At 47.8% G+C, this 24,500-nt stretch carries 33 protein-coding genes and 1 riboswitch; of the genes, 16 read left to right on the forward strand and 17 right to left on the reverse strand.

Translation table 11 applies throughout. The features are described from left to right. The 5 genes from CP943_RS06950 to CP943_RS06970 all read left to right on the forward strand — a co-directional run bounded on the left by CP943_RS06950 (nucleotide 1) and on the right by CP943_RS06970 (nucleotide 4,131). Complete coding sequence (locus CP943_RS06950) at nucleotides 1-768, forward strand: thiazole synthase (protein ID WP_020450957.1); 768 nt, start codon at nucleotides 1-3, stop codon at nucleotides 766-768. Then, nucleotides 765-1,775, forward strand: a complete 1,011-nt coding sequence (locus CP943_RS06955) for a thiazole biosynthesis adenylyltransferase ThiF (RefSeq protein WP_105980879.1) — start codon at nucleotides 765-767, stop codon at nucleotides 1,773-1,775. Before CP943_RS06950 ends, CP943_RS06955 begins: the two co-directional genes overlap by 4 nt. A 23-nt stretch (nucleotides 1,776-1,798) precedes the next feature. Then, complete coding sequence (thiD, locus tag CP943_RS06960) at nucleotides 1,799-2,617, forward strand: bifunctional hydroxymethylpyrimidine kinase/phosphomethylpyrimidine kinase (protein WP_020450959.1); 819 nt, start codon at nucleotides 1,799-1,801, stop codon at nucleotides 2,615-2,617. 155 nt (nucleotides 2,618-2,772) lie between these two features. Further along, a complete protein-coding gene (fabI, locus tag CP943_RS06965; RefSeq protein WP_003180687.1) occupies nucleotides 2,773-3,549 on the forward strand; it encodes an enoyl-ACP reductase FabI in 777 nt (258 codons plus the stop codon). Between the two features lie 102 nt (nucleotides 3,550-3,651). Beyond that, nucleotides 3,652-4,131, forward strand: coding sequence for a CotO family spore coat protein (locus CP943_RS06970; protein WP_023856675.1), 480 nt, complete (start codon nucleotides 3,652-3,654; stop codon nucleotides 4,129-4,131). Nucleotides 4,132-4,167: 36 nt separating this feature from the next. On the opposite strand, the gene CP943_RS06975 is transcribed toward CP943_RS06970, so the two are convergent. From CP943_RS06975 to CP943_RS06995, 5 genes are all read right to left on the reverse strand, one after another. Next, nucleotides 4,168-4,617, reverse strand: a complete 450-nt coding sequence (locus tag CP943_RS06975; protein WP_023856676.1) for a CotY/CotZ family spore coat protein — start codon at nucleotides 4,615-4,617, stop codon at nucleotides 4,168-4,170. A gap of 150 nt (nucleotides 4,618-4,767) precedes the next feature. After that, the gene (locus CP943_RS06980) at nucleotides 4,768-5,250 is read right to left on the reverse strand and encodes a CotY/CotZ family spore coat protein (RefSeq protein ID WP_003180694.1); all 483 of its coding nucleotides are present in this window, start codon (nucleotides 5,248-5,250) and stop codon (nucleotides 4,768-4,770) included. A 132-nt stretch (nucleotides 5,251-5,382) separates the two neighbouring features. Then, nucleotides 5,383-5,889 (reverse strand): spore coat protein, encoded by a 507-nt coding sequence (locus CP943_RS06985; RefSeq protein WP_003180696.1) that lies wholly within the window; start codon nucleotides 5,887-5,889, stop codon nucleotides 5,383-5,385. Between the two features lie 67 nt (nucleotides 5,890-5,956). Further along, a complete protein-coding gene (locus tag CP943_RS06990) occupies nucleotides 5,957-6,310 on the reverse strand; it encodes a hypothetical protein (protein WP_003180698.1) in 354 nt (117 codons plus the stop codon). Between the two features lie 48 nt (nucleotides 6,311-6,358). Further along, nucleotides 6,359-6,745: a spore coat protein gene (locus CP943_RS06995; RefSeq protein ID WP_020450962.1), complete on the reverse strand. Its 387-nt coding sequence runs from the start codon at nucleotides 6,743-6,745 to the stop codon at nucleotides 6,359-6,361. A 147-nt stretch (nucleotides 6,746-6,892) separates the two neighbouring features. Here CP943_RS06995 and CP943_RS07000 point away from each other — a divergent pair, with 147 nt between their 5' ends. The 5 genes from CP943_RS07000 (at nucleotide 6,893) to CP943_RS07015 (ending at nucleotide 8,340) form a co-directional block, all read left to right on the forward strand. Then, complete coding sequence (locus CP943_RS07000; RefSeq protein WP_105980880.1) at nucleotides 6,893-7,249, forward strand: DUF1360 domain-containing protein; 357 nt, start codon at nucleotides 6,893-6,895, stop codon at nucleotides 7,247-7,249. Between the two features lie 77 nt (nucleotides 7,250-7,326). Beyond that, entirely contained in the window at nucleotides 7,327-7,452 is a 126-nt protein-coding gene (locus tag CP943_RS22800) for a hypothetical protein (protein ID WP_254926386.1), read from the forward strand. Between the two features lie 83 nt (nucleotides 7,453-7,535). Beyond that, complete coding sequence (locus CP943_RS07005; protein WP_065643375.1) at nucleotides 7,536-7,745, forward strand: hypothetical protein; 210 nt, start codon at nucleotides 7,536-7,538, stop codon at nucleotides 7,743-7,745. Nucleotides 7,746-7,824: 79 nt separating this feature from the next. Further along, nucleotides 7,825-7,956, forward strand: a complete 132-nt coding sequence (locus CP943_RS07010) for a YjcZ family sporulation protein (RefSeq protein ID WP_020450965.1) — start codon at nucleotides 7,825-7,827, stop codon at nucleotides 7,954-7,956. A gap of 126 nt (nucleotides 7,957-8,082) precedes the next feature. Further along, nucleotides 8,083-8,340, forward strand: a complete 258-nt coding sequence (locus CP943_RS07015; RefSeq protein ID WP_020450966.1) for a sporulation-specific transcription regulator SpoVIF — start codon at nucleotides 8,083-8,085, stop codon at nucleotides 8,338-8,340. Nucleotides 8,341-8,378: 38 nt separating this feature from the next. Here CP943_RS07015 and CP943_RS07020 read toward each other — a convergent pair whose 3' ends face one another. Continuing rightward, nucleotides 8,379-10,658, reverse strand: a complete 2,280-nt coding sequence (locus CP943_RS07020; RefSeq protein ID WP_105980881.1) for an ATP-dependent helicase — start codon at nucleotides 10,656-10,658, stop codon at nucleotides 8,379-8,381. Nucleotides 10,659-10,779: 121 nt separating this feature from the next. Here CP943_RS07020 and CP943_RS07025 point away from each other — a divergent pair, with 121 nt between their 5' ends. Further along, entirely contained in the window at nucleotides 10,780-11,037 is a 258-nt protein-coding gene (locus CP943_RS07025) for a hypothetical protein (RefSeq protein ID WP_003180714.1), read from the forward strand. A 39-nt stretch (nucleotides 11,038-11,076) separates the two neighbouring features. On the opposite strand, the gene CP943_RS07030 is transcribed toward CP943_RS07025, so the two are convergent. From CP943_RS07030 to CP943_RS07075, 10 genes are all read right to left on the reverse strand, one after another. Beyond that, nucleotides 11,077-11,664, reverse strand: coding sequence for an undecaprenyl phosphate transporter UptA (locus CP943_RS07030; RefSeq protein WP_026579891.1), 588 nt, complete (start codon nucleotides 11,662-11,664; stop codon nucleotides 11,077-11,079). A 95-nt stretch (nucleotides 11,665-11,759) separates the two neighbouring features. Next, nucleotides 11,760-12,746, reverse strand: a complete 987-nt coding sequence (gene galE / locus CP943_RS07035; protein ID WP_026579890.1) for a UDP-glucose 4-epimerase GalE — start codon at nucleotides 12,744-12,746, stop codon at nucleotides 11,760-11,762. Beyond that, the gene (gene galU / locus CP943_RS07040) at nucleotides 12,743-13,639 is read right to left on the reverse strand and encodes a UTP--glucose-1-phosphate uridylyltransferase GalU (RefSeq protein WP_165389269.1); all 897 of its coding nucleotides are present in this window, start codon (nucleotides 13,637-13,639) and stop codon (nucleotides 12,743-12,745) included. The genes galE and galU overlap by 4 nt, the downstream gene beginning before the upstream one ends. Before the next feature lie 16 nt (nucleotides 13,640-13,655). Continuing rightward, nucleotides 13,656-14,051: a GtrA family protein gene (locus tag CP943_RS07045; RefSeq protein WP_026579888.1), complete on the reverse strand. Its 396-nt coding sequence runs from the start codon at nucleotides 14,049-14,051 to the stop codon at nucleotides 13,656-13,658. 167 nt (nucleotides 14,052-14,218) lie between these two features. Next, nucleotides 14,219-14,638, reverse strand: coding sequence for a GNAT family N-acetyltransferase (locus tag CP943_RS07050; protein WP_003180726.1), 420 nt, complete (start codon nucleotides 14,636-14,638; stop codon nucleotides 14,219-14,221). Nucleotides 14,639-14,647: 9 nt separating this feature from the next. Beyond that, nucleotides 14,648-15,157, reverse strand: a complete 510-nt coding sequence (locus CP943_RS07055; RefSeq protein ID WP_003180728.1) for a YjcG family protein — start codon at nucleotides 15,155-15,157, stop codon at nucleotides 14,648-14,650. 64 nt (nucleotides 15,158-15,221) lie between these two features. After that, the gene (locus CP943_RS07060; protein ID WP_003180731.1) at nucleotides 15,222-15,944 is read right to left on the reverse strand and encodes an esterase family protein; all 723 of its coding nucleotides are present in this window, start codon (nucleotides 15,942-15,944) and stop codon (nucleotides 15,222-15,224) included. Between the two features lie 111 nt (nucleotides 15,945-16,055). Continuing rightward, complete coding sequence (locus tag CP943_RS07065) at nucleotides 16,056-16,511, reverse strand: helix-hairpin-helix domain-containing protein (RefSeq protein ID WP_003180732.1); 456 nt, start codon at nucleotides 16,509-16,511, stop codon at nucleotides 16,056-16,058. 11 nt (nucleotides 16,512-16,522) lie between these two features. Next, nucleotides 16,523-17,011: a DinB family protein gene (locus CP943_RS07070; RefSeq protein WP_020450972.1), complete on the reverse strand. Its 489-nt coding sequence runs from the start codon at nucleotides 17,009-17,011 to the stop codon at nucleotides 16,523-16,525. 81 nt (nucleotides 17,012-17,092) lie between these two features. Next, entirely contained in the window at nucleotides 17,093-18,040 is a 948-nt protein-coding gene (locus CP943_RS07075; RefSeq protein ID WP_020450973.1) for a helix-turn-helix transcriptional regulator, read from the reverse strand. Nucleotides 18,041-18,167: 127 nt separating this feature from the next. Beyond that, nucleotides 18,168-18,284, forward strand: a riboswitch (SAM riboswitch). A gap of 65 nt (nucleotides 18,285-18,349) precedes the next feature. Between CP943_RS07075 and CP943_RS07080 the strand changes: the two genes are divergently transcribed. Both CP943_RS07080 and metC read left to right on the forward strand, forming a co-directional pair. Further along, nucleotides 18,350-19,474 carry a methionine biosynthesis PLP-dependent protein gene (locus tag CP943_RS07080; protein ID WP_003180736.1) on the forward strand — a complete coding sequence of 375 codons (1,125 nt, stop codon included), beginning with the start codon at nucleotides 18,350-18,352 and terminating at the stop codon, nucleotides 19,472-19,474. Further along, nucleotides 19,464-20,639, forward strand: coding sequence for a cystathionine beta-lyase (gene metC, locus CP943_RS07085; RefSeq protein WP_020450974.1), 1,176 nt, complete (start codon nucleotides 19,464-19,466; stop codon nucleotides 20,637-20,639). Before CP943_RS07080 ends, metC begins: the two co-directional genes overlap by 11 nt. 44 nt (nucleotides 20,640-20,683) lie before the next feature. On the opposite strand, the gene CP943_RS07090 is transcribed toward metC, so the two are convergent. After that, a complete protein-coding gene (locus CP943_RS07090; RefSeq protein ID WP_026579887.1) occupies nucleotides 20,684-21,874 on the reverse strand; it encodes a DUF819 family protein in 1,191 nt (396 codons plus the stop codon). Between the two features lie 171 nt (nucleotides 21,875-22,045). On the opposite strand from CP943_RS07090, the gene CP943_RS07095 reads away from it, so the two are divergent. From CP943_RS07095 to CP943_RS07105, 3 genes are all read left to right on the forward strand, one after another. Next, nucleotides 22,046-22,615: a MarR family winged helix-turn-helix transcriptional regulator gene (locus CP943_RS07095; RefSeq protein WP_020450976.1), complete on the forward strand. Its 570-nt coding sequence runs from the start codon at nucleotides 22,046-22,048 to the stop codon at nucleotides 22,613-22,615. After that, nucleotides 22,602-22,889, forward strand: a complete 288-nt coding sequence (locus CP943_RS07100; RefSeq protein WP_224066935.1) for a hypothetical protein — start codon at nucleotides 22,602-22,604, stop codon at nucleotides 22,887-22,889. The genes CP943_RS07095 and CP943_RS07100 overlap by 14 nt, the downstream gene beginning before the upstream one ends. 177 nt (nucleotides 22,890-23,066) lie before the next feature. After that, the gene (locus tag CP943_RS07105) at nucleotides 23,067-24,440 is read left to right on the forward strand and encodes a serine hydrolase (RefSeq protein WP_020450977.1); all 1,374 of its coding nucleotides are present in this window, start codon (nucleotides 23,067-23,069) and stop codon (nucleotides 24,438-24,440) included. The last annotated feature ends 60 nt before the right edge of the window (nucleotides 24,441-24,500 follow it).

A 24,500-nucleotide genomic window follows, 5' to 3' on the forward strand; every position in this document is an offset into this window, starting at 1 on the left:
ATGTTAAAAATCGCAGATCGTCAATTCTCATCAAGATTATTGCTCGGTACAGGGAAGTATCCGTCATTTGAAATTCAAAAAGAGGCTGTCAGTGCATCTGAATCGGAGATCCTGACCTTTGCCGTCAGACGGATGAATATTTTTGAAGAATCTCAGCCTAATTTTTTGGAGCAGCTTGATTTAAGCCGTTATACGCTTTTGCCGAATACGGCGGGAGCAAAAACGGCTGAGGAAGCCGTCCGGATCGCCAAGCTTGCTAAAGCGAGTGGTCTTTGCGACATGATCAAAGTCGAAGTGATCGGCTGTGACCGTTCGCTTCTGCCTGACCCGGTAGAAACGCTGAAGGCGTCAGAAGCCTTGCTTGAAGAAGGCTTCATTGTGCTGCCGTATACATCGGACGATGTCGTCCTTGCGAGAAAGCTTGAAGAGCTCGGCGTACACGCCATTATGCCCGGGGCCTCTCCAATCGGTTCGGGACAGGGAATCGTCAATCCGCTTAACCTGTCGTTCATCATTGAACAGGCTAAGGTTCCCGTAATCGTGGATGCCGGAATCGGTTCTCCGAAAGATGCGGCATACGCAATGGAACTCGGCGCTGACGGAGTGCTTTTGAACACGGCAGTGAGCGGGGCGAAAGATCCGGTCCAAATGGCGAAGGCTATGAAGCTCGCCGTTGAAGCGGGCAGACTCGGATACCTTGCCGGACGAATTCCGGAAAAGAACTACGGCATCGCCAGCAGTCCTGAAGAAGGGAAGTTGACGATTTGACCGGCAGGTATTCAAGACAGGAGCTTTTTCACCCGATCGGACCGGACGGCCAGGAAAAATTAAGTCGCGCCCGCGTCCTGGTGATCGGTGCGGGGGCATTGGGCGCGGCCAGCGCAGAAATGCTGGTGAGGGCCGGAGTCGGTTCGCTGACGATTGCCGACAGGGATTATGTGGAATGGAGCAATCTCCAGCGCCAGCAGCTCTATACGGAACAGGATGTGGTTGATCATATGCCAAAGGCAGCCGCTGCCGAAAAAAGGCTGCGCCTGATCAACAGCTCTGTTCAAGTGACCGGCATTGTAGCAGATGTTACCGCGGAAAAAGCGCTCGAGCTTGCGGAGAAAGCATCCCTGATCGTCGATGCGACCGATAATTTTGAAACGCGGCTGATCATGAACGATGCGGCGGTCAAGTTAGGCATCCCTTTTCTGTACGGCGCGTGTGTCGCAAGCTATGGCATCACATATACCGTCATTCCGGGGAAAACGCCGTGCCTTCACTGTCTTTTGGGGCATTTGCCCGCGAATACCATGACGTGCGACACAGCAGGGGTGATCGGTCCGGTTGTTCAGCAGGTTGCCGCTTACCAGGTAACAGATGCCCTGAAGCTGCTGACAGGGCATGAACCGTCAGGAATGCTTCGCTCATTTGATATTTGGACAAATGAGCGCTCTGAAGTCCGGGCTGACGCGCTTAAACATGGCTCGTGTCCGACGTGCGGAAAAGGCGCGTTTCCGTTTCTTTCAGCTGAAAACGAAACAAAAGCAGCCGTTCTTTGCGGCAGACAAACGGTTCAGATCAGGCCGGCCGCGGAACAGCCGCCGGAGCTGGAGCCGCTTGCCGCCAGATTAAAAAAAGCCGGTTTGGATGTGACGGGAAATCCTTATTTATTATCTTGCCGTACGGAGGATTTTAAGTTCGTGATTTTTCGGGACGGACGCGCTTTGATTCACGGAACGAACGATATCAATCGCGCGAAAACGATATATCACAGGTGGATTGGCTAAAGGCCGAAGGGAGTGCAAACATCATGAGCATATACAAAGCATTAACAATCGCCGGGTCGGATTCAGGAGGCGGCGCCGGCATTCAAGCCGACATTAAAACATTTCAGGAGCTTGGCGTCTTTGGCATGACGGCTTTGACAGCGGTCACTGCGCAAAATACAACAGGGGTTCACGGCGTCTACCCGCTATCTCCGGAAGCACTCGGCACGCAGATTGATGCAGTGGCGGAAGATTTAAAACCTGACGCCGTGAAAACAGGGATGCTGTGGAGCGCGGAGATGATTGAGGTCATTGCTGAAAAAATTGCAACATACGAGCTTAAACGTGTGATTGTCGATCCTGTCATGATCGCCAAAGGCGGCGCTTCACTATTGAATGAGGAAGCAGTTGAAACATTGAAACGGCACTTGCTTCCGCTTGCTTATGCGGTAACGCCGAACATACCCGAAGCCGAAGTGCTGACAGGGAGAAGCATTCAAACAATGGAAGACCGCAAAAAAGCGGCTCGTGAATTGCATGAAATGGGCGTCCGCAACATTATCATCAAGGGAGGGCATCAGCCCGAGGATGGCAAAGTAACCGATCTCCTCTTCGATGGAGAGGTGTTCACGGAAAAAACGAACACCTATATTAAGACGAAAAATACCCATGGAACAGGCTGCACATTTGCCGCCGCTCTTACCGCGCAAACAGCGAAAGGAAACGGCATTCAAGGAGCTTTCAGCATCGCTGAGGCTTTCGTCCACGAAGCGGTTGCACACAGCCTTGATTTCGGAGCCGGCCACGGACCGACCAACCATTTTGCATATCAAAAGATATCCAATGCAGGGTTGGAACTGTAGTCCCGCAATAAAAATGAATTAATATCGCGGCAGACATCAAAAACGGTCTCTGCCGCTTTTTATATTCTGAAATTGTCAGCCTGCTATTAATTGTGATACTATATATTATGATCAGGTACTAATAAAATGTTAATCATTAGGAGGATTTCATACATATGAATTTATCACTGGAAGGCCGGAATATCGTCGTCATGGGTGTAGCAAATAAACGAAGCATCGCTTGGGGAATCGCCCGCTCGCTTCACAATGCAGGCGCAAGACTGATTTTTACGTATGCGGGTGAGCGGCTTGAAAAATCGGTCAAGGAGCTGGCCGATTCTTTGGAGCGGAACGATTCAATCGTACTTCCTTGTGATGTCACAAATGACCAGGAAATTGAAGCGTGCTTCGCCGACATCAAAAAAGAAGTCGGGGTCATCCACGGCATTGCACACTGCATCGCTTTCGCAAACAAAGAAGACTTGGCTGGAGAATACTTAAATACCACCCGTGACGGTTTTCTGCTCGCACACAATATCAGCTCTTACTCACTGACAGCGGTCGCTAAAGCGGCGCGCGGCATTATGACTGAAGGCGGAAGCATCGTCACGCTGACATACCTTGGCGGCGAGCGCGTTGTATCCAACTACAATGTCATGGGTGTTGCGAAAGCATCACTTGATGCCAGCGTCAAATACTTGGCGAGCGATCTCGGAAAAGACGGAATCCGCGTCAACAGCATTTCCGCAGGGCCGATCCGGACATTGTCCGCAAAAGGAATCAGCGACTTCAACTCGATTTTAAAAGAAATCGAAGAACGCGCACCGCTTCGCCGCACGACGACTCCGGAAGAAGTCGGCGACACGGCTGCTTTCCTGTTCAGCGACCTTTCCCGCGGTATGACCGGCGAAAACCTGCATGTTGATTCAGGCTATCATATCATCGCGCGATAACATAACGCTAAAAAGCAATCCGTTAAAGGATTGCTTTTTCTTTTCTTCTGATTTCTCCTTTTTTGCATATAGATATACCATGAACAGATCGGAGGGATCAAGATGTCTAGCAGAAAAAACGATGCGGAGCAAAAGCCGCTCATGTATATTGTGCAGCCGGACTATGATAAGGCAGAAGCGAACATGCAGGATATTCTGATTAAAAGAAAGAAGAAAGCAAAACCCGACGCTTCCGAACAAAAAGCCCGGCGAAAGGAACAGCAGGATGAAGCCGTCCGGCCAGACGAAAAGGACGGCGCCGAAGCGGTGCTTAGCGATGAGGCGAATCGGTCCGAAAAAGGAGTCAAACCGATTAAAAAGCCGCTCAGCAAGATGACCATCGCCGAGAAAATCGACTTTTTGGCAAGCCTTCCCGGCAATATGCCGAAAACTCTTTGCCTCATTGAAGCAGACGGGAAGACATACAGAGGAACGATCGCCGGAAAGAAAGGCGGTTCCGTATTTGTCAAAACGTCGAGCAAAGGGGCTCCGGCGGAACTGCCGATCGAGAGTATTACTTCCTTGCACCCGCTTGGCTTTTAAATTACACGATAAAAAAAGTCCCGATTCAGGGACTTTTTAATTTGAACGATTGATCAGTTGCGGATTTAAGCATTCGATCGCACAGAAGCATTCCAGATCCACTTCAATGCAGAAATTTGTTTTTTCCAAGCGGAACACATCGCAAATTTTGTCTTTATCTTCTGTGAAATCGAGAACGCGGCGATTTTCATCAAAGGCAATCAACAGTCTCAATGTAGCGCAGCAGTCGTCAATCTTTTCAACTCTGAAAAACACGGTGCTGAAGCAAGGGCCTGCCTGAAGCTCTCCGACATTTCCAAAGGCTACGAACGGCTTAGACTTTGAAGTGTATAAAATAAACGGAATGGTGTCGCCTAAGTGTCTCGAAGGGGAAAGCAGGTTGCTGAAACAGCTTGTCGGGCAGCCTTCTTCCTCAATGGCGTTTTGCAGATCGTGAATGTTTTCAACGGCTTCGCACACGCAGTTTTCGGCTGAACATTTCGTCATGTTATGATCCCTCCTAGTTCAGGATTTAAAAATTCATTTTTCGGCCTGGCTTTTCTATTGGTAAAAGGAGCTGCCGAAAGCCGGCAGCTTTCGTGAAAAGACTGGCATCAAGCCGATTATAACGGCCGGCTTGATGCAGTCCGACACCTTTTAACCGTGGTGCTGATTGTGTTTTTTGTCTGCTGCGCGATCAACTAGTTCAGGTGACAGACATTGAATCGCGCAGAAACAAGTCAAGTCAACCTCGATGCAAAAGTCCGTTTTCTCAAGCCCGAAAAAGTCAGGGTCACAAGGATGGCAGACGCTTAATGTGTCGCCGTTTATGTCCACAGGCCTCAGGATTGAAAGCGTTGCACAGCAATCTTTTAGACTTTCTGCCCGGAAGAAAATCGATTCGAAGCACTGCATATCATCTGAAAATCCGCCGACATTTCCAAATGTTGAAAATAAACCGCCTTTTTTGTCGTACAAAAGGAACGGAATGGTGTCTTTACCGGAAACCGTCGGACTCAGCAGATTGCCGAAGCAGCTCGTCGGACATGTTTCTTCAACTGCATCCTGTTCTTTTATAATTTGTTCTACTGCATCGCATACACAATTTTCATGCCGGCCATGATGTTTTCCGCAGCTCATGGATTTCAGCTCCTTTTTATAGGGATATTTGACTTTAGTCTTTAACAACATATGTACCCGTGCCCTTGTTGGTGTGGGTAATCGTCTATAAAAATGAAGAAAAGCAGAGCTTGATGGCTCTGCTTTTTTGTATTAAAGGAGTCCGACGATAAGTGTTGCGATAACAACGGTAAGCGTTTGGACAGCTGTAGAGACCAAGACGGCGACATCGGTATCTTCTGTTGTAACTGTGACATCGCGTGAATTGTCGATAATTAATTTTTGACGGTTTGTTTGCTTGTTTGCTGTTACCTGCAGCAAGTCTTGTGATACAAGCTCGGCAAGATCAGCATCGTCAATGATTGCCAGAACGATTGTAACAATTGCCGTCTGCACCGCAGTCATAACAGATGCGACAACTTGAGTATCCTCTGTAGAGACTCGGATATCGCAAGAATCCTTGATGATGATTGTCTCATCTGATAGCTGTTTGTTCAGGTTGAGCTGGTCGAGCTCCTGATTGATAAATGCATCGTGTTTACCGCACTTGCAGTTGTAATCGTCACAAACGTGTTTCTTAGGGTGTCTCGGATAATACTCAGTTCCCGGATGCTCGCATTCTGGATCTAGTGCAACCCAAGAATATGGTCTAGTTTCCATTTGTTTTCCTCCTTCCATTTACTATTATTAAATGTTTGAAGGCTCGAACTTGTATATGGCAGATACCCTACTCCAAATCCCCATTTTTTTCTTCGGTTTGGGCGGTGTTCTCCTGCTGCCTTCTTTGTCTCAGCTTTTCTCTTAATTTATTTTTACCTGAACGTTCTCTTCTTCGTCTCGGGCGTTCTTCGGATTGTGATGATGATTCATTGTTCGCTTCTTTCTTCTTTTCCTGCTGCCGCTGGATGAGAGCCTCGGACTGCGCCTTTAAATCTTCGAGTATTTTTAAGATGTTTTCTTTTTCTTCCTCAGACAGCGTTCGCACATTGTCTTTTGAAACGCCGTGTTTTCTAAGGATATTTTGCACAAGCGTATTTGTCAGCGGATTTACTTCCGCTTTAAGCTTTTCGCGATCTGCCAATTGTTTTTCACCTCAATTTCTCAAAAAATATTAGAAAGAAAGGAAGGCTTAAAGTATGTCAAGCTCTGTGATAAGCGCGATCAGCACTTCGGTTAAAACTTGGACGGAAAGCAGGATCTCCAGCGAGGAAAGCGTAATGGTGACATTGCGGCTGCCGATGACTTTGATGATGACTCTTCTCCTGCTTTGCAGCCTGTGTACGGCTAAAACATGTTCTGTTACGATGTCTGCTGTATCCTCGTCTTCGATCGCAAGCTGAGCCGATAAAATCGTCAAAGAGATCACAGTGGCTTGTAAAGAGAGAGCTGCTGTTATGTTTGCCGTGTTTACAGTGACATGTTCGGAATCAATCACTTCAATGAGCTGGTCATATTCCCGGTATAATTCGTCAAATGTTTTTGCGTACAGCGCTTCGGCTTTTTCATGAAACGACATAACTTTCACTCCTTTCTTATCCACACTTTATTAAATGCAGACCGGTAACTTAGCGGAATGAGGAAAACATACATTTCAGCACCCAAATTTGCTGTTTTAGGGAAGGCGGTTCCGGCATATATTTGGAAGCAGGAAAGGGGGAGCCCTGTGATACAAAGCTGGCTTTTATATATTCTATTTTCTATCGCGGTATTTCGGCTGACACGGCTGGTCGTGTTTGATACGATCATGGCGCCGTTTAGAAGCCTGTTTCACGAAGAGGTTGAAGAAAAAAACGAAAAAACGGGAGAGACCGAGACGTATCTTGTCATGAAAGGAAAAGGCGTGAGAGCGTGGATCGGCGAGCTGTTGAGCTGTTATTGGTGCACGAGTGTGTGGTGTACCGCGTTTTTGCTTGTTCTTTACGCCTTTGTTCCGACCATTGCCGAATGGCTGATTCTTCTGCTTGCCATAGCAGGCCTTGCTGGGGTACTGGAAACGATCGTGTCCAAATGGCTCGATTGAATGGGGATTTATCATTGGCAACTTATGAAAAGAAGACTCATATAATGGCGTATAAGCATGAGAAAGGAAGGAATGCAATGAGACAAGTGAAAAGAAGGCAGCAAGGCCGATTAACGAACGCTTCCAGCAATCATCAGTCCACTTTCTCAAAAAAAGTGAAGAAAAAAGGCTGCGGATGCGGCAAAAAGAAGAGAACCTATTAATATCAAAAAAAGCCGGATACAGTCCGGTTTTTTTGTTGCCAATTTTTCTTCTGATGCATACACCATCATAAGGGGGAAAAGCGATGAATGTATTTGAACAGCTGGTTGAATCAATATGCCGCAAGCACGATCAAACGCAAGCCGGCCATGACCGGGTGATCTTTGAGCAGCAGAAGGAACTGGAGACATTTGACCGTTCTGCCGAACAGTTCGGCAGGCAGGTCGAAGCGTTTGCAGAGAATGCTGAAAAATGGCTGGAAGAGGACGTGAGTCTGCCGGGCATCTATAAATAATCCACGGAAGCCCTATGCATCAATCCAAGCGAATCCTATCAACTGTCATATCGTGTAGGGAGAAAAGGAGGTGCTTTAGATGGGCTTTTGTGGCGGAGGCTACGGCGGCGGCTACAGCGGAGGCTATGGCGGCGGCTATGGTTCAACGTTTGTATTGATCGTTGTCTTGTTTATTCTTCTCATTATTGTCGGCGCTTCTTTTAAATATTAGTTTTTGAGTTGAAGCGAAGAGGGCGGCGGCATGTGTGCCGGGCCCTCTTCTTTTTGAACGGGAAAAGCACAAGGCTTTTCAAAGATGCATAAGATAGCGTATCACTCCCAAAAAGGAGGCATAGGTATGGACAATCAATTTTTCAAAAACATCGAAAAGAAAACGGGCGTCAGCATGAATGAGGTCATGCAGCTTGCGAATTCGCTGCAAAATGCCAACTTCAAGGATGAAAATACGGTCCGCAGTGTGATTAAGCGTGTCGCTAAATTGGCGAACAAACGGGTTCCGAAGGAAATGGAAGATAAGATTGTTGAATCCATTGTAAGCGGCAAGGAAAAAATGGATTTCAACACGATCGCGAAAATGATGAACAGCAAAAAATAAACACCGCGCCTTCCGATAAAAGGAGGGCACGGTGTCTTTTATTGCAGCTGGACCTGGGGATTCGGGCGTAAAACAGGCTGCAAAAACCTTGAGCGGTATGCCGTTCTGCCCCTTCTGACGGAAGGGACGCTGATATACAGACGATCCTCGGCCCGGGTCATGGCGACATACAGCAGCCTCCGCTCTTCTTCAAGAGCGGTTTCGTCGCCTTTTCTCGCTGTCTCAAGGGCAAAGTCATGCGGAATCGAGCCGTCCTGCACCCCCAGGATATAGACCGTTTTGAATTCAAGCCCTTTCGCACGGTGGATTGTTAAAAGCTGAACACCGTATCCGTCAGCTTTTTGCTTTTCCGCTGCTCTCATATGATCGACATGCTCAAGAAATTCGGGGATCGTTTTGAATTTTTTTGCCGCTGTTTTGAGATCCCGCAGATCGTCAGACCCTTTTTCGAGCTTGTTTCCTTCGTTACCGCGCTTTTTTAAGTAATCGGAAAAGCCCATTTTTTCCTCTGCGAAAGAGATCGCTTCAACTGGTTTCATCGTTTTTAAGCCTGTGAAAAAAGGAACGATTTTCTTTATTTTATCAAGCTGAAACGGTTTGATGTCGGTTAGTTTTTCAAGCGCGTGAACCATCGTGCAATCTTCGGTAATCGAGAGCGCTTTAAGCGTATTTAATGCGGACTGCTTGAGAAAGAGGGCGGGTAAAATCTGTTTGACGGCTTCCGCGTCATCCTGATTATGGCTTAAGTAGAGATAAGCCAGGATCTGCCGGACGATTCTCCTGCTGTAAAACGACCGGACGCCTTGTTCAGCCGTGTACGGAATAGCTGACTGGTGCAGACGTTCAAAGATTGCGCGCCCGCTGCTGTTTGTCCGGTATAGGATGGCGAAGTCATCAGGCTTAGCGCCCATTTCAATTTTTTCTTGGATATCAGAGACGATCATAATCGCTTCTTCCTCTTCATCATAAGGATAAAATATAAGCGGTTTTTGGCGGTCATCTCTCGCGGCACTTAATGTTTTCGGAAAACGCTTTTTATTTTTCCTCACGACCATATCGGCGCTTGCCACAATCGGATGGCTCGATCTGTAATTCGTCGTGAGGCGGACCGTTTTCGCCTTCGGATAATCTTTTTCAAAATCGAGTATAAAAGAAGGGCTGCTGCCTCTGAACGCGTAGATTGACTGGTCATCATCCCCGACACAGGTCAGGTTGTTTTCCGGGCTCGCCAACAGCTTGATGATGGCATACTGAACAGGGTTAATGTCCTGAAATTCGTCGATCAAAATCGCGTGAAAGCGCGTCTGATATCGTTTTAAAATGTCTGGCTGTTCTTGAAACAGCTGCCAGCATGCAGATGCCATATCGTCGAAATCGAATTGGCGCCGCGCAGCTTTTTGTTCTTCATATTGACGGTACAGCCGGTGAACCCGCTTTTCCCATTCGTCTTCCAGCGGAATCTGTTCGCCCGGAAGATAAGCGTTCTTCCAGTAGCCGATCTGCTGGATCGCCTGATCAACCGGAAAATCTTTTTCATCAAGCCCTTCTTCGGCAAGGGCCATTTTGATGTATTGTTCTTTTTGCCATTCCCATTTCAGCAGGTGCTCGCCATTCCATCTTGCCGGATCATGGTGATAAAGAATTTTGTAGAAAAAGCTGTGGAAGGTGCCTGTCACGAGGCGGTTCACAGTCTGCATCGGCAATCCGTATTGCGAGGCCATCCGCTCTTTCATTTCTTTCACGGCTTTTGTCGTGAATGTGACGAGCAAAATGGCGGAAGGCGGGATATCGAGCCGGGATATCATATAAGCCGCTCGCGCGGTTAATACCCGTGTTTTTCCGCTTCCCGCGCCGGCCAGAACGAGAAGGGGTTCTTCGGGGGCCGTCACGGCGGCAAGCTGTTTCTCATTCAGCGGCACATTCGGAAAGACCGGTTCCGGGGCCGTTTCTTCCGCTGGGGAGAAAGGAAAATGGATGGAAGCTTCGCGAGGCGGCGTCCAGAAGTCCGCATCCGTCTTCTTTTCCTCTCCGATCGCTTTGCCTTTCGGGAGACGGAACACGCCGCTTTCTGTATAGTCGTTCTGTCTGGTTTGCTCTGTCTTCTCGTTTAAGCAAGCTGCTTCACATTGAGAAAAATCCCCGTTTTCCCGGTGGAAAAAATGTGGTTCTTCATGAATCGACAATTTCAGTCTGAGCGGCAAGCCGCAATGTTTACACGTGATTCTGTCTTTTCTTGCTTCATCAAAGAGGAATTGCAGGTGTTCTCTCGAATATGTATGTATATGAATGTCTCGGTTATTGAATCGGGCGCATTTCAAAAAGAGGTCCTCCAATTAATGGGTAATCGTCTAGTGTTATGAGACAACGTCTATCATATCAAATGAAAACCGTTTAAAACAGTAGATTTTTGGGAATTAAAGCTGATGAGGAGGAGATCGAATGGGATATTTGCCGCCTGTCCATCATGATCAATATACACAGTACGCCAATCGTAGCATCAGCCAAAAATCGAACTATGCGCATATACAAAAAACCGCCAATATCCCAAGCGAGCGCGCCTACCGCGAAGTCGAAAAAAGAGAGGAAAACCAGACTGCGGCTTTTAGGCGGGTCTTGGAAAAGAAGCGAAAAAAAACGCTGAACCGCCGTGTTGCGGAAAAGGCGGAAAGCGGACGCTACGTTAACGAGTCCGTTTGAAAGATGAAACAAACCCCGGCTTTTATACCGGGGTTTTCGTTATTTTTTGCGCAGTTTTTTGAGTCCGAAATACAGAATAATCATAGCGGCCGCTCCGATCATAATCGGAGTCGTGTACGTTCTCGCCACATTTTCAACATGGTCCCACCGGCTGCCGAGCTGTATGCCGAGGTAGACGAATAATATCGACCACGGTATGATGGCCAGCACGGTCAGACCTGTGAATTTTAAAATCGGCATTTTCGCAATTCCTGCCGGAATGGAGATGGCGTGCCTGACCACGGGAATGAAGCGGGCGGAAAAGACAACGCCTCCGCCGTATTTCTCAAACCATTTTTCGGCCGTTTGAATGTGATGCTTTTGGATCAATAAGTACTTTCCGTATTTGTATAAAAACGGCCTTCCGCCGTAATAGCCGATCCAGTATAAAAACAATTGAGCAATCGTTCCCCCGATGACGCCGGCGATCACGGCCCCTGTCACCGTAATAGAGCCGCTTGACACCAAGTATCCGCCGTAGGCCAGTACGATTTCACTCGGGATGATTTCGATCATTAAACCGATTGCAATGCCGAAATAGCCAAGATCGGTCAGCCACATTAAAATATCATTCACTATGCTTCCCATTTTCGTTTTTTCTCCCTGCTTTTGATTTCATCAGCCGAACGTTGGAGCAGCCGCCGGGATGTTTCCCTGCCGTCCGCGCGGGAAACAAGCGAATCTCAAAAACCGTCCGGATGCGCCCTGTGCCATTGCCACGCGCTTTGAATGATGGTTTGTAAATCGCTGTATTGCGGCTTCCATCCGGTATCTTCCATCAGTGTCCGGCTGTCCGCCACAAGCACTGGCGGATCCCCCGCTCTGCGCTCGTCCGTTTTTGCTGCAATGCTTCGCTCTGTCATGTTTTCCGCGGTTTCAATGATTTCTTTTACGGAATGTCCGGCTCCTGTCCCTACATTATAAACATTTTGCTTCAGTCTGTCTTCATATAACCTGTCAAGAGCCGCCAGGTGGGCGGAAGCCAGATCGAGGACGTGAATATAATCCCTGATGCATGTTCCGTCCGGTGTCGGGTAATCATCTCCGAAAATGGACAGCTGCTTTCGCTGTCCCAAAGCCGTCTGCAGGACGAGGGGAATGAGATGGCTTTCAGGATCGTGATCCTCGCCGATAGCTCCGTTTAAAGCGGCGCCGGCCGCGTTGAAGTAGCGGAGGGCTGCCCATTTGACACCGTGCGTTTTCCCGACCCAGTGCAAGTATTTTTCGATCATCAGCTTCGATTCCCCGTAAGGATTGACAGGGGAGAGGGGGGCTGTCTCTTTGATCGGGACGTTCTCCGGGACGCCATATACGGCGGCGGTCGACGAAAAGACGATGTTTTTGACGCCTTCCTTGATGACCGTTTCGAAGAATGCACAAGACTTGAGCGTGTTTTCCCTAAAGTAGAGCTCAGGCTTTTCGATCGATTCGGACACAAGGCTTTTGGCGGCGAAATGGATGACAGCATCGACATCATGATGTTTGATGATGGCTTTGACAAGTGCCGCATCACCGATGTCGCCTTCGTAAAAGCTGATCCCGCTGACGGCTTCCCTGTGTCCGGTAGATAAATTGTCAAGCACGACGACGGAGCGGTTTTGCTTTGTTAATTCGAGTACGGTGTGGCTGCCGATATATCCGGCTCCTCCTGTAACGAGTACGCATGTCATTGCCATGCTCCTTTCTGCGCCTCTTTTTTTAGGACGCTTTCCAGGTAGGCGAGCAGTTTTGGCCGCATCTCGTCCCGCATAAGAGCGATTTCCGTACTCGCTTTAAAACTGCCCAGCTTGTCGCCGATATCAAAGCGGCTTCCTTCCAATTTGCGCGCATACATGCTTTGTTCCCGGCAGATTTCCCTTAGTGCGTCAGTCAGCTGAATTTCATTTCCCGCACCGCGCTTCGTTTGTTCGAGCACAGGGAAAATCGAAGGCCTCAGCACATAGCGGCCCATAACCGCGATATTTGAAGGGGCTTCTTTGACAGACGGCTTTTCCACAAGATCGTCAATTTGATATACTTTGTTCTTTTGCGCGGACGTCTGAATAATGCCGTATTTGCTCACGTCCGGCGGATCGACTGGCTGAACGCCGATGACTTCTGTCTGATATTCTTCAAATACTTCGAGCAGCTGCCGAAGCGCCGGCGTTTCTGACACCATGATGTCGTCGCCGAGAAGGACGGCAAACGGCTCATCACCGATGAAATGCTTGGCCGATAACACCGCATGTCCGAGACCGAGGGGCTCCTTTTGCCGGATATAATGAATATTCGCCATATCGGCGATGTCGCGTATCTCTTTTAACACATCATTTTTTCCTTTGGCGAACAGGTTTTGCTCCAGTTCAACAGAGCGGTCAAAATGGTCTTCAATCGAACGCTTATTTCTTCCTGTAATGATAAGGATGTCTTCTATTCCTGATTGAACAGCTTCTTCCACGATATATTGTATAGCCGGTTTATCGACAATCGGCAGCATTTCTTTCGGCTGCGCTTTTGTTGCCGGCAAAAACCTTGTACCCAAACCGGCTGCTGGGATGACTGCTTTTTTTACTTTCATGGTTATTCACTCCTGGTCTTTTTTATGAATCTGTTCCGGGTTTTTGAAACACCCAAAGCCTGTTTCCGATAAAGTTGATCGCCATTCCTGCGACTGTTGCGGACATTTTGCTGACAAAAAGGGAAAGGCCGGCTTTGTGAAAAATATACAGAAGGACAAATGTAGCGCCCGCTGCTGCAAGATTGATTATGATAAACCGGACGATTTCCGCGCCATGCGCTTTTTCCTTTACTTGAAACGTCCATGTCCGATTCCAGATATAGCTGTTTGCTACGCCTGCCGAATAGGAAAACAGCTGTGCGGCCAGATAGGGGACGCGGAGGGACGTAAGGATGAAAAACACGGCGAAATCAACGAGTGTGTTTCCGGCTCCGACTATCCCGAAACGGGCGAGTGTGGTGATGTTTTTTTTGTTCATAACGGCATTCGGCTGTTTACCTCCCGTCTATTTTGTGTAGGGCTTCGTAAAAGCTTAGAAACAACTTTAATAGACAATGTTGAATAAACGATAAACAAAAGATGAACAAACTATGAAATGTTTTCTGGAGGAAAAGAAAAAACCGTTCCGCTTAAAAAGCGGAACGGTTACTTTTTGACCATTTTGACATGGGGGATATTCGCATCTAAAAATTCTTCAGACACGACTTTATAGCCGTGTTTTTCGTAAAAGGGAACAGCCTGTGTCTGCGCGTTCAGCATGAATTGAACCGCGCCTTGCTTGGCGGCTTCCTCTTCAAGCGCCTGAATGATCAGGTTGCCGATGCCGAGGGAGCGGTGGCTTTTCAGTACACAGATTCGTTCAAGTTTGCCATAGCCGTCGACAAGCCGTAGCCGGCCAGCGCCGATCGGCTCTTTTCCGTCATAGATGACGAGATGTGAAGATTCCTGATCGAGATGATCCATTTCTTCTTCCGGTGATACGTGCTGCTCCTTGATAAAGACTTCCTTTCTAACAAAGAAGGCGTCTTCAAGCTGTTGTTGATTCTTCACAATGACGGCTTCCACTGGCTTTCTTCACGCTCCTAAAATAAAAGTTTCATAGACGGTCCAAGATCCGTTGTCCAATTGGTAAAGCAGGTGAAAGCGGTCGATGACTTCTTCGTGGGACGCGTCTCTCATTTTCAGCGTGCCGAGGACGTCGGAATGCTCATCATCTGACAGCTTTTGTGCGACTGTGACATGGGGAACAAACGCATATTCGGGTTTGTCTTCCAAAACGCCGCTGTACATTTTTTCATGAAGCTGCGTCAATTCTTCTGTCGGTTCGGCTTTCATGTAGATGACATTATTGACAGGGGCAAAGGAACTGAATTTTGTAATCTTCAGCGTGACCGGTTTCAGCTCTTTTGAAAGTTCCCTCAGGTGTCCTACGACGCTCGCGATCTCGTCTTCGGACACTTCAAAAGGTGTTCTTAATGTAAGGTGGGGCGGAATTAAAGCGTAATTCGGGTCATAGCGTTTTCGGTAGGAATTTGCAATGTCCTGAAGTTTTTTTGATGGAAATAGCACAATACCGTATTTCATTTTGTTCCCTCCTTAAACAATTGATATGGTTTAGTATATCAAAGATGGGCCGATATACAGAGAGCTACAGCATTTTTTTTAAAGCGGGGGTGATGAGCGGCTGCCAGTATGTCCACTTGTGATCCCCGTCGAAAGCTTTGAAATCGTAGTTTGTCTGCTTTTCTTCAAGCAATTCTTTTAATTGCTCATTTGGACCGGTGAAATCCAAAATTTGATCATCAGTCGTTTTGACGGCGGTTTCTTTCTCTCCGATTTGGTGGCAAATTGAAATAAGCTGCAGGGAATCGGACTGTTTCACTTTATCGAGAACATGGCGGTCGACATAAGGTGACTGCATAATGACGTTTCCGAACATATTCGGATAGTCAAGCGCCGTCATGAGGGAAACCGTTCCTCCGAGCGAGTCTCCGATCAGCGTCCTGCCTGATCCGACTTGGTATGTCGGGTACTCACTGTCGGCGAAAGGGACGAGTTCATTTGCCAAAAAACGTTTATACGCTTCGAATTTTGACCCTTCCGGATGGTATGTAAGCCTTCTTTCCTGTACGTTTTTGTACGGAATGCCGATGATGATGCTTCTTTCGATTTCGCCGTTCGCCAGCAGTTCTTCCACCTGTCTGCTGATGCGCCCGAGGCGGAAATAGTCATGTCCATCCTGTGCGATGATCACATGATATTTGTAAAGCGGCGAGAAGGATGACGGCAAATAGACGAGAAGCTCCATTTCCTCGCCGAGCTCTTCCGAAAAAAGCTTCTTCTCCTGAATGACTCCTGTTTTCATAGCCAAGATGAATTCCTCCAGAAATAATGTTTGTGAACGTTTCCATTCATTTTAACACGAAATTCTCTTGTGAAAGAAGCGAAAAGGGCTGCCGAACTGTTCGGCAGCCGTGATTTTTTATGTCCGTTTTTTTTCGTACCAGGGCGTTGACGGTCTATCCGGAGGGTATCCGCAGCGTTCGCGGTACATTTTTCTTTCCTCTGTGAAATCCCACCAGCTTTTAGCGCTTTCGGGATCGTTGGCGTAATGGACGATGCATCGCAGCGCATCTTCTGCACAAGGATCTTCCCAGTAGCCTTTCAGTTTTTCGAGGCGGATGATCAAATCCGCACCTGATTCATGCTTGATGTCGCCAAGGGAATAGTAGCCCAGGTCAACGGCGCACTGCGCCATTTTCGGCCCGATGGAAGGAGCGGTTTGAAACTGGGCGAGCGCCTTGATGTATGCGGCGCGCTCCAAAGACGAACCGAGCGTATGTGCAAGGACGGACAGATCCATATATGCCGTGTTTTTTATTTTTACCTTGGCTGTCCTTAAGTTTGACCGTTCTTTTTTTGTCAGAGGCAGCTTCATATGAACACCTTTTAAAGATACAGATCGAACATGTTGACGTCATAGCCGAGCTGTTTTAAATAATTAAACAGCTGGGCCCTGTGATGGAAGACGTGGGTGAGCGTTTCCGTCAGCCAGCGGCTTTGGGTCATCCCTTCATCAAGGTAAAACGGCTTTGTTTTTTTCGTCAAAAATTCCTCGTCGGAGAGGGAAGTCATATACGTTTGAAAAGCGGCGAATCCTTTCTGCATCGCTTCAGCCATTTGGTCAGCCGACTGCAATGCACTATACTTCTTTTCAATTCGGGAGATGGCGGCCTCTTCCTTTTCCTGCATGATAGCCATGTCGGCTTCTGGGATGGCCGTCAGATGGCTTGCCAGTTCTTTCAGGCTTCGCATGCGGTCGGCGGGCCGGTAAGACCAGTCAGATTCCTTCACTTTTTTCAGAAGATGACACGTGGAGCGGATGCCCGTCTCCATCTCGTGGAACAAATCGCTCCGCAGGGCTTGAACTTGATTCATTTGCTTCATCCTTTCCATTTGGCATTATTCTAAAAGTATCACCTAATCCTGACAGGCTTTGTCACGATTCTAAAAAAAAAGTCAGTCGTACCTTGCTAAAATGTCAGAAGCCTTTCGTTTCAGCTGAAGCTTGATTTCCGCGGGTTCTTTGACAGTTGCCTCAGTGCCGAGGTTCCACAAAAGTTCCCCGAAATACTCAAGTTCTGGTCTGGGGAGGTTTGCATCGATCGCCCCCGTCCCGTCATCCCGCATGGTGAGGATCTTGAATAAGTCCACATCAGCCGCAGCCCGCCTGGCTCCTCTGCGTGTCAGTTCCGCTTGCAGCCGCACCGGTTCAGAGCACTCGCTCTCCGAATGTTTGATCCAGCTGAGAACCGATCGATAGGGAAGCTGGCGGGCCAGCGGGCTGGCCGCTTTTTCCGCCCGAAGGATGCGGTCGGCGCGGAACAGTCTGAACGCCTGCCTTTTAAAGCAATAGGCCGGACAGTACCAGAAGCCGTTCCAGCTGAACAAGCCGATGGGCTGGATGGATCTCTCCGCGCAATCGTCTGTTCCGTCATAAACGACCGTCAAAACGGATTGATTGATGGCTGCATCAAGAAGCGTTTCTAAATGTTCGGCGGCTTTTGGACGATGCGGATTCCAGAACACGATTCTGTCTTTCATCGCATCAATCCGCTCCTGTGTTTCCACGGGAAGGTGGCGGTAGAACTTTTTTAAAACCATCCGCGTTTCCGCATCAAAGGGAAGCGATCCGAAAAACTGCAGAGATTGATACGCGAAAAACATAGCCGCCGCCTCTGATTGTGTAAAAAAGAGCGGCGGAAGCACAGGTTCATTCAGCAAATAATAGCCTCCGTTCGCGCCTGTTTCAGAATAGATCGGGACGCCGAGCGCGCTCAGCTCGTCCAGATCGCGGAGAATCGTGCGGTAGGAAACCCCGAATTCTGCTGCGAGCTCCCCGGCCGTAAATTTTCGTTTTGTATGAACGGTCATCATCAATTCGATTAATCGCTCTGTTTTTGGCATCTGATTCCTCCGGTTCCGTCGTTTGGTTTCATCATACCATGTTCAATATGAGGAAAGATTTAAAAATGACCCTTGAAAAATGTCTTGACTTAGGTTAAAGTAAAGAACAATCAGAAAATTGAAGAGATTCTTATCACGAGAGGTGGAGGGACTGGCCCTTTGAAACCTCAGCAACCGGTCTGCACTGACGATGTCAGTGTACCAAGGTGCTAAATCCAGCAAGCAGATGCTTGGAAGATAAGAAGAAGCGCATAATCCCCCTTCTTCTTATGAAGAAGGGGTTTTTTATTTTTAAAAGGATGGTGTCATATGACTGAACATGTACAAACAACGCTGGCGCAAATCGGCAACCGCAGTGATGAAATAACGGGAACTGTCAATCCTCCCGTTTATTTCTCTTCTGCGTACAGGCACAAAGGGATCGGGGAATCCACAGGGTTTGATTACATTCGCACAAAAAATCCGACAAGACAGCTTGTTGAAGATGCAATCGCGAAACTCGAAGGGGGAACGCGCGGCTTTGCGTTCAGTTCCGGTATGGCTGCCATTCAGACGATCATGGCTCTGTTTCAAAGCGGGGATGAGCTCATCGTTTCGTCCGATTTATATGGGGGAACGTACCGCCTTTTTGAAAACGAATGGAAGAAATACGGACTTCGCTTTTTCTACGACGATTTTTCAGACGAAGACTGTATCAAGTCGAAAATCACGAACAATACAAAGGCACTGTTTGTAGAAACGCCGACAAATCCGCTCATGCAGGAAGCTGATATTCAAAAAATCGCGCAAATCGCCAAAGAGCACGACTTGCTGCTCATTGTTGACAATACGTTCTATACACCGGTTCTGCAAAAGCCGATTGAGCTCGGCGCTGATCTTGTCATTCACAGCGCGACGAAGTATTTGGGCGGTCATAACGATCTTTTGGCGGGGCTTGTCGTTGCAAAAGGCGAAGAGCTGTCTGAGGAAATGTTCCAGCACCAAAACGCCATCGGCGCGGTTTTATCGCCGTTCGATTCATGGCTCTTAATGAGAGGGATGAAGACGCTCGCTCTCAGGATGAGACAGCATCAGGAAAACGCGCGGGAACTTGCGGCCTTTTTGGAAGAGCAGGAGGAAATTGCCGATGTTCTTTATCCGGGAAAAGGCGGCATGCTGTCATTCCGCGTTCAAAAAGAAGAATGGGTTAATCCGTTGCTGAAAAATCTCAAGACGATCTGTTTCGCCGAAAGCCTCGGCGGAGTCGAAAGCTTCATCACCTATCCGGCGACACAGACCCATATGGATATCCCGGAAGACATCCGAATTGCAAACGGCGTCTGCAACAGACTTCTGCGCTTTTCAGTCGGAATCGAACACGTCTCCGATTTAAAGCAGGATCTAAAAGCTGCGCTGGAAAAAGTAAAAGGGGAGGCGGTTCCGCATGAGTCATGAAAACTGGACGCTTGAAACACGGCTTGTTCATAACCAAAATAAAACGGACGGAGCAACCGGAGCCGTCAGCGTGCCGATCCAGCACGCCTCAACCTTTCATCAAGGCTCTTTTGACAAATTCGGCGAATATGACTACAGCCGGTCAGGAACACCGACAAGAACGGCGCTTGAAGACACGATAGCCGAGCTTGAGGGAGGGACGAGGGGATTTGCTTTTTCATCCGGAATGGCCGCGATTTCCACCGCCTTTCTGCTTTTGTCAAAGGGCGATCACGTGCTTGTCACAAAAGATGTGTACGGCGGCACTTACCGGATGATTACGGAAGTGCTGAGCCGCTTCGGGATTGAACATACTTTCGTCGATATGACGGATTTAAATGAAATTGCTTTAAACATAAGGGAAAATACAAAAGTCATCTACCTTGAAACACCGTCAAATCCGACGCTCGGCATTACGGATATCAGAGGCGTCGTCAAGCTTGCCAAGGCGCACGGCTGTCTGACGTTTCTTGACAACACGTTTATGACCCCGGCGCTGCAGCGGCCGCTCGAGCTCGGCGTCGATGTTGTGCTACACAGCGCGACGAAGTTTTTAAGCGGACACAGCGACGTATTATCAGGACTTGCCGTTGTGAAAGACAAAAAGCTCGGGGAAGAACTTTATAAGCTGCAAAATTCGTTCGGCGCTGTTCTCGGCGTCCAAGACTGCTGGCTTGTGCTGAGAGGGCTGAAAACACTGCAGGTTCGGCTTGAAAAAGCATCTCGAACAGCTCAGCAGCTCGCTGAATTTTTTGAAAAGCATCCGGCCGTCAAACAAGTGTATTATCCGGGGCTGTCTTCGCATCCGGGTGCGTCAGTTCACAGGCACCAGTCATATGGCGCCGGCGCCGTCCTTTCGTTCGAGCTGGAGAATGCAGAAGCCGTGAAAAAGATTGTGGAACGCGTCTCTCTTCCGGTCTTTGCCGTCAGTCTCGGCGCTGTGGAGTCGATCCTTTCCTATCCGGCAAAAATGTCACACGCCGCTATGCCGAAAGAAGAGCGGGAAAAACGGGGGATTACCGACGGCCTTCTGCGGCTGAGCGTCGGTGTGGAACATGCCGATGATTTGCAGGCCGATTTTGCCCGTGCATTGGAAGCCGTATCCGGAGCGTTCGCCCGATCATAAAAGAAGCCGCAGACTCTTCAGGGAATCTGCGGCTTTTTTTGCGTTTAAACCAGGGTAGAAAACCATGTGCCCAAGAGGGTGCCGACATAATTGCCGATCAGATATCCGAACGTCCCGACCAGCATAACCGGAGCGACGAGGCTCTGCCAGCCTTTGGCGATCGCCATCGCCGCCGCTGTTGTCGGACCGCCGACAGATGCGTTGCAGGCCAAGAGAATTTCCTCGAGCCGAAAACGCAACAGCTTTCCTGCGGCAAGCGTTACGAGCAGGTTGGACATGGCAACCACAAACACAAATGCCAAAAGGAGCGGTGCGTTCATGAGAATGATCCGCAAGTCTGCCGGAATGCCGATCACCACAAAGAATAAGTAAATCAAATAAGTCCCGATTTCCTGTGTGCCGCGCAGCCGTTCAAAATAGCGGGGAAAGGCGATTGTCAGCAAAATTGTCAGCGTCGTCAGCTGCAGGAACTGGTCACCCAAGATAAAGGCAAGAAACTGAAACCCGCCGTCAGAAGAAAAACGCTCTTTGAAAAAGGCCGCTGTTTTTACAGACACAGCAACGATCGCGAAGGCGGTTCCGATGTTTAAAGCAATGTCCTGCAAGGACATCTCTTTTCTTTTCCAATAGGCTTCCGCCTGATTTTTGCTGCCGGCCGTCTCTTCAGGAACGCCAAAGCGCTTTTGAAACCATTTAAGCGCCGGTATCCCCATTAAAATGAAAAAAAGAAGAGCCATCATAAAATTATCCGCAACCACCGTCGATGATACATATTCACCGGGAGTTGAGAACTTCGCGGCCATCGCCGCAAAATTCACGCCTCCGCCGATATAAGAGGCACTGATCATCCCGCCGATTTTCTCAAGGTGCGGAATCTGCTGCTTAAACAGAAAAAAAGCAATCACGCTTCCGGCAGCAGTGCCCAGGGCGCTGATGCAAAAGATCATCAAAAGCCTGCCGCTTTCTTTCAGGATCTTCCGCACATTGATTTGAAAAAGCAGCAAAGGTATCGCAAGCGGAACAACATAGGACCACACCGCATCATAGACGGGCGACTCGGCCGGAAGAATCCCCGCATTCGTAAACAGCATTGATCCGCCCAGCGCCAGTACAGCCCCCGATACTGCCGCAGCCCAGCGATACCGCTGCTCCAAATAAATACTCACCGCCGCCCACACCGCAATAAACCCCCAAAGCATCCATGCATCATCCGCTGAAATGAGTGAAGAATTCATTATATTCCCCCTATTCTCATCCTATATTTTTAATTATCAGATAATTAAATAGTGTAAAACGGAATGTCCAATTGATCAATCACGAAAAAATAGTCACCATGTTGACAAAATTAACGAGTAAGAGTATTGTATATTCGTCAGCATGTTGACTATATTCAAAGGAGAGAACAAATGGATACCAACAGCTTAATCAACGAATTACATTTGATGCAGCAAAGCTATGCGACATTGTTTTCAGTTGTCAATAAGGTGCAAACCCGAGGTGATGAATACATGGAAATATTAACTTCGAGGCAACACATGGCACTCATCGCCATCGCGCATTTGCCGACTGAAACTGCCACGCTTACGAATATCTCCAAAAAGCTTGGCACAACCAAACAGACCGCCAACAAGCTGATGACAGGTCTGATCAAAAAAGGTTATGTTAAATCAGTGCCAAATCAAAAAGACAAACGCTCTATTAATATTGAAATGACCGCTGAAGGAAAGAAAGCGCTGGTGGATTGTTCCGAAAGGTCCGTCTATTTCTTGGCTGACTTGTTTCAGCAGTTTGCTGCCGAAGAGGTTGCGACATTTTGGTGGCTGCTGCAAAAGCTTTACCGTTTTGACGGTGAAGAACAAGACGGCTTTGAGGAGAATGCAAACATTCAGCTTGGCGTAGGAAATTCATTAGATACAGAAAAGATTCTCGGAGAATTTGAGAAACGCCGCTACGGAGGAGAAAATGATGAAAAATAATCTTTATGTAAAAGCAACAACTTTTAAAATCAAAGGAAAGGAGAAGCTCTATCATGCAAAAGATAAATTCCTGCAGACAAAGGAAACCATTCGCCGCGGCACAAAATTAGACAGGACAGGACCCTTTTTCTCAAGCTGCATTGCTCTGATCATCATTGGATATTCCTGGGGGACAAAGGCGGAATGGCTCGTCTGGTTAGGGGCGGCAAGTCTTTTGAGCAACGTTTTATTGCTGTTTGCAACATTTTTTCGCCGAAATCAAAAATCGATTTGACATTCGTTTGTGCTGGGGCTAATGAGTCGCACCGTAGATCAATGAGTGACTTGCGAAAAGGATGTTGAAACTTATTAGAATTGTAGACTAGCGATTTCAAAGACAAGAAGCAGTCTTGTCTTTTTTTAGTTGAAACCTCTTATTTCCATATGCGTATAAAGAAAGGGAGGTGGAAAAGTGAAACAGAAAAAAAGAGAACAACTTGTTAACCTGTTTAGTGTGTTAAATGAAAAAAAGCAGATCAACGCGGCGGTATTAGTCGCTGAAGACGGAGACATTCTTTTTCAAGGCGCCTTCGGTTATGCAAACTTGGCAGATAAGCGTTTATTGCAGGAGGATTCCTTATTTGAATTAGCATCGCTATCCAAGCCGTTCACTGCTTTGGGCATCCGTCAATTAGCACAGCAAGGGGTATTGAATATTGAGGATCCCGTAGAACGGTGGATAACCGGATTTCCTTATCAAGGCATAACGATTCACGATTTGTTGACACATACGGCGGGTCTGCCCGATTATATGGAGTGGTTTTTACAACATTGGGATCATAACAAGATTGCTGTTAATCAAGATATCGTTGATATGCTGATGAATCATCAGCCGCAACGCTATTTTGCCCCGGGTGAAGGTTGGCTGTACAGCAATACGGGATATGTGCTGCTTGCGGTTATCATTGAAAAGGCATCCGGTCTGAGTTTTGCCGAATATATGAAAAAAAATATCTTTGAACCGGTGGAAATGCGGAACTCAAGGGTGTATAACAGAAGGCTTCAACCTGAAACCATTGAGAACTATGCGTATGGATATGTGTATGACGTGCATACAGAACAGTACGTTCTGCCTGATGATGTTGAAGAAACAAAATATGTCTCCTATCTTGACGGGATTCAGGGGGACGGAACCGTAAACTCAACCATTCATGACTTATATTTGTTTGACCAGGCCTTATATACAGATTGTTTGATCAATCAAGTCTCAAAAGAGCTTGCTTTTACTCCCGCGTCTCTGAAAAACGGAGAGTCTGTAGATTACGGGTGTGGATGGGTGCTTCGGGACAGTCCTGAAACAGGGCGAATTGTCGGTCACAGCGGCGGCTGGCCAGGCTATTCAACCGTAATGATCCGATATATCGATCAACGAAAAACCTTCATTTATTTGAGCAATGTGGAACAGGATGATGAATATGAACAGGCCATCTTTGAAGCCGTTGAAAATATCCTGTTTGACAAGGCCTACAAAATCCCTGATCGCCCTGCCGATAAAAAGAAAAAAGAGATCGATCCGGCCATTTACAAAAGATATGTCGGAAGTTATTCACTTCAGGATGGCACCGCCGCTGATGTGACAGTTGATAAGAACCGGCTTTATATGCAAATCACCGGACAGATCCGTTTTGAATTATTTCCAGCTTCGGAAACGCGCTTTTTCCTCAGGTCATTGTCTGTTGAAGTGGAATTTATTTTGGAGGATGGTGTCGCAACCCGCTTGATTATTTATCAAAATGGCGCAGAGGAAGAAGCGGTGCGGATAGTGGAATCAAGCAGCAAGGTATGAACGTTGTTTGTCAGGAAGAAAATTAATCGTTTCTGATGCCATCTATAAGGAGGTTCATGA

It is taken from the genome of Bacillus paralicheniformis, assembly GCF_002993925.1.
Taxonomy (GTDB): Bacteria; Bacillota; Bacilli; order Bacillales; family Bacillaceae; genus Bacillus; species Bacillus paralicheniformis.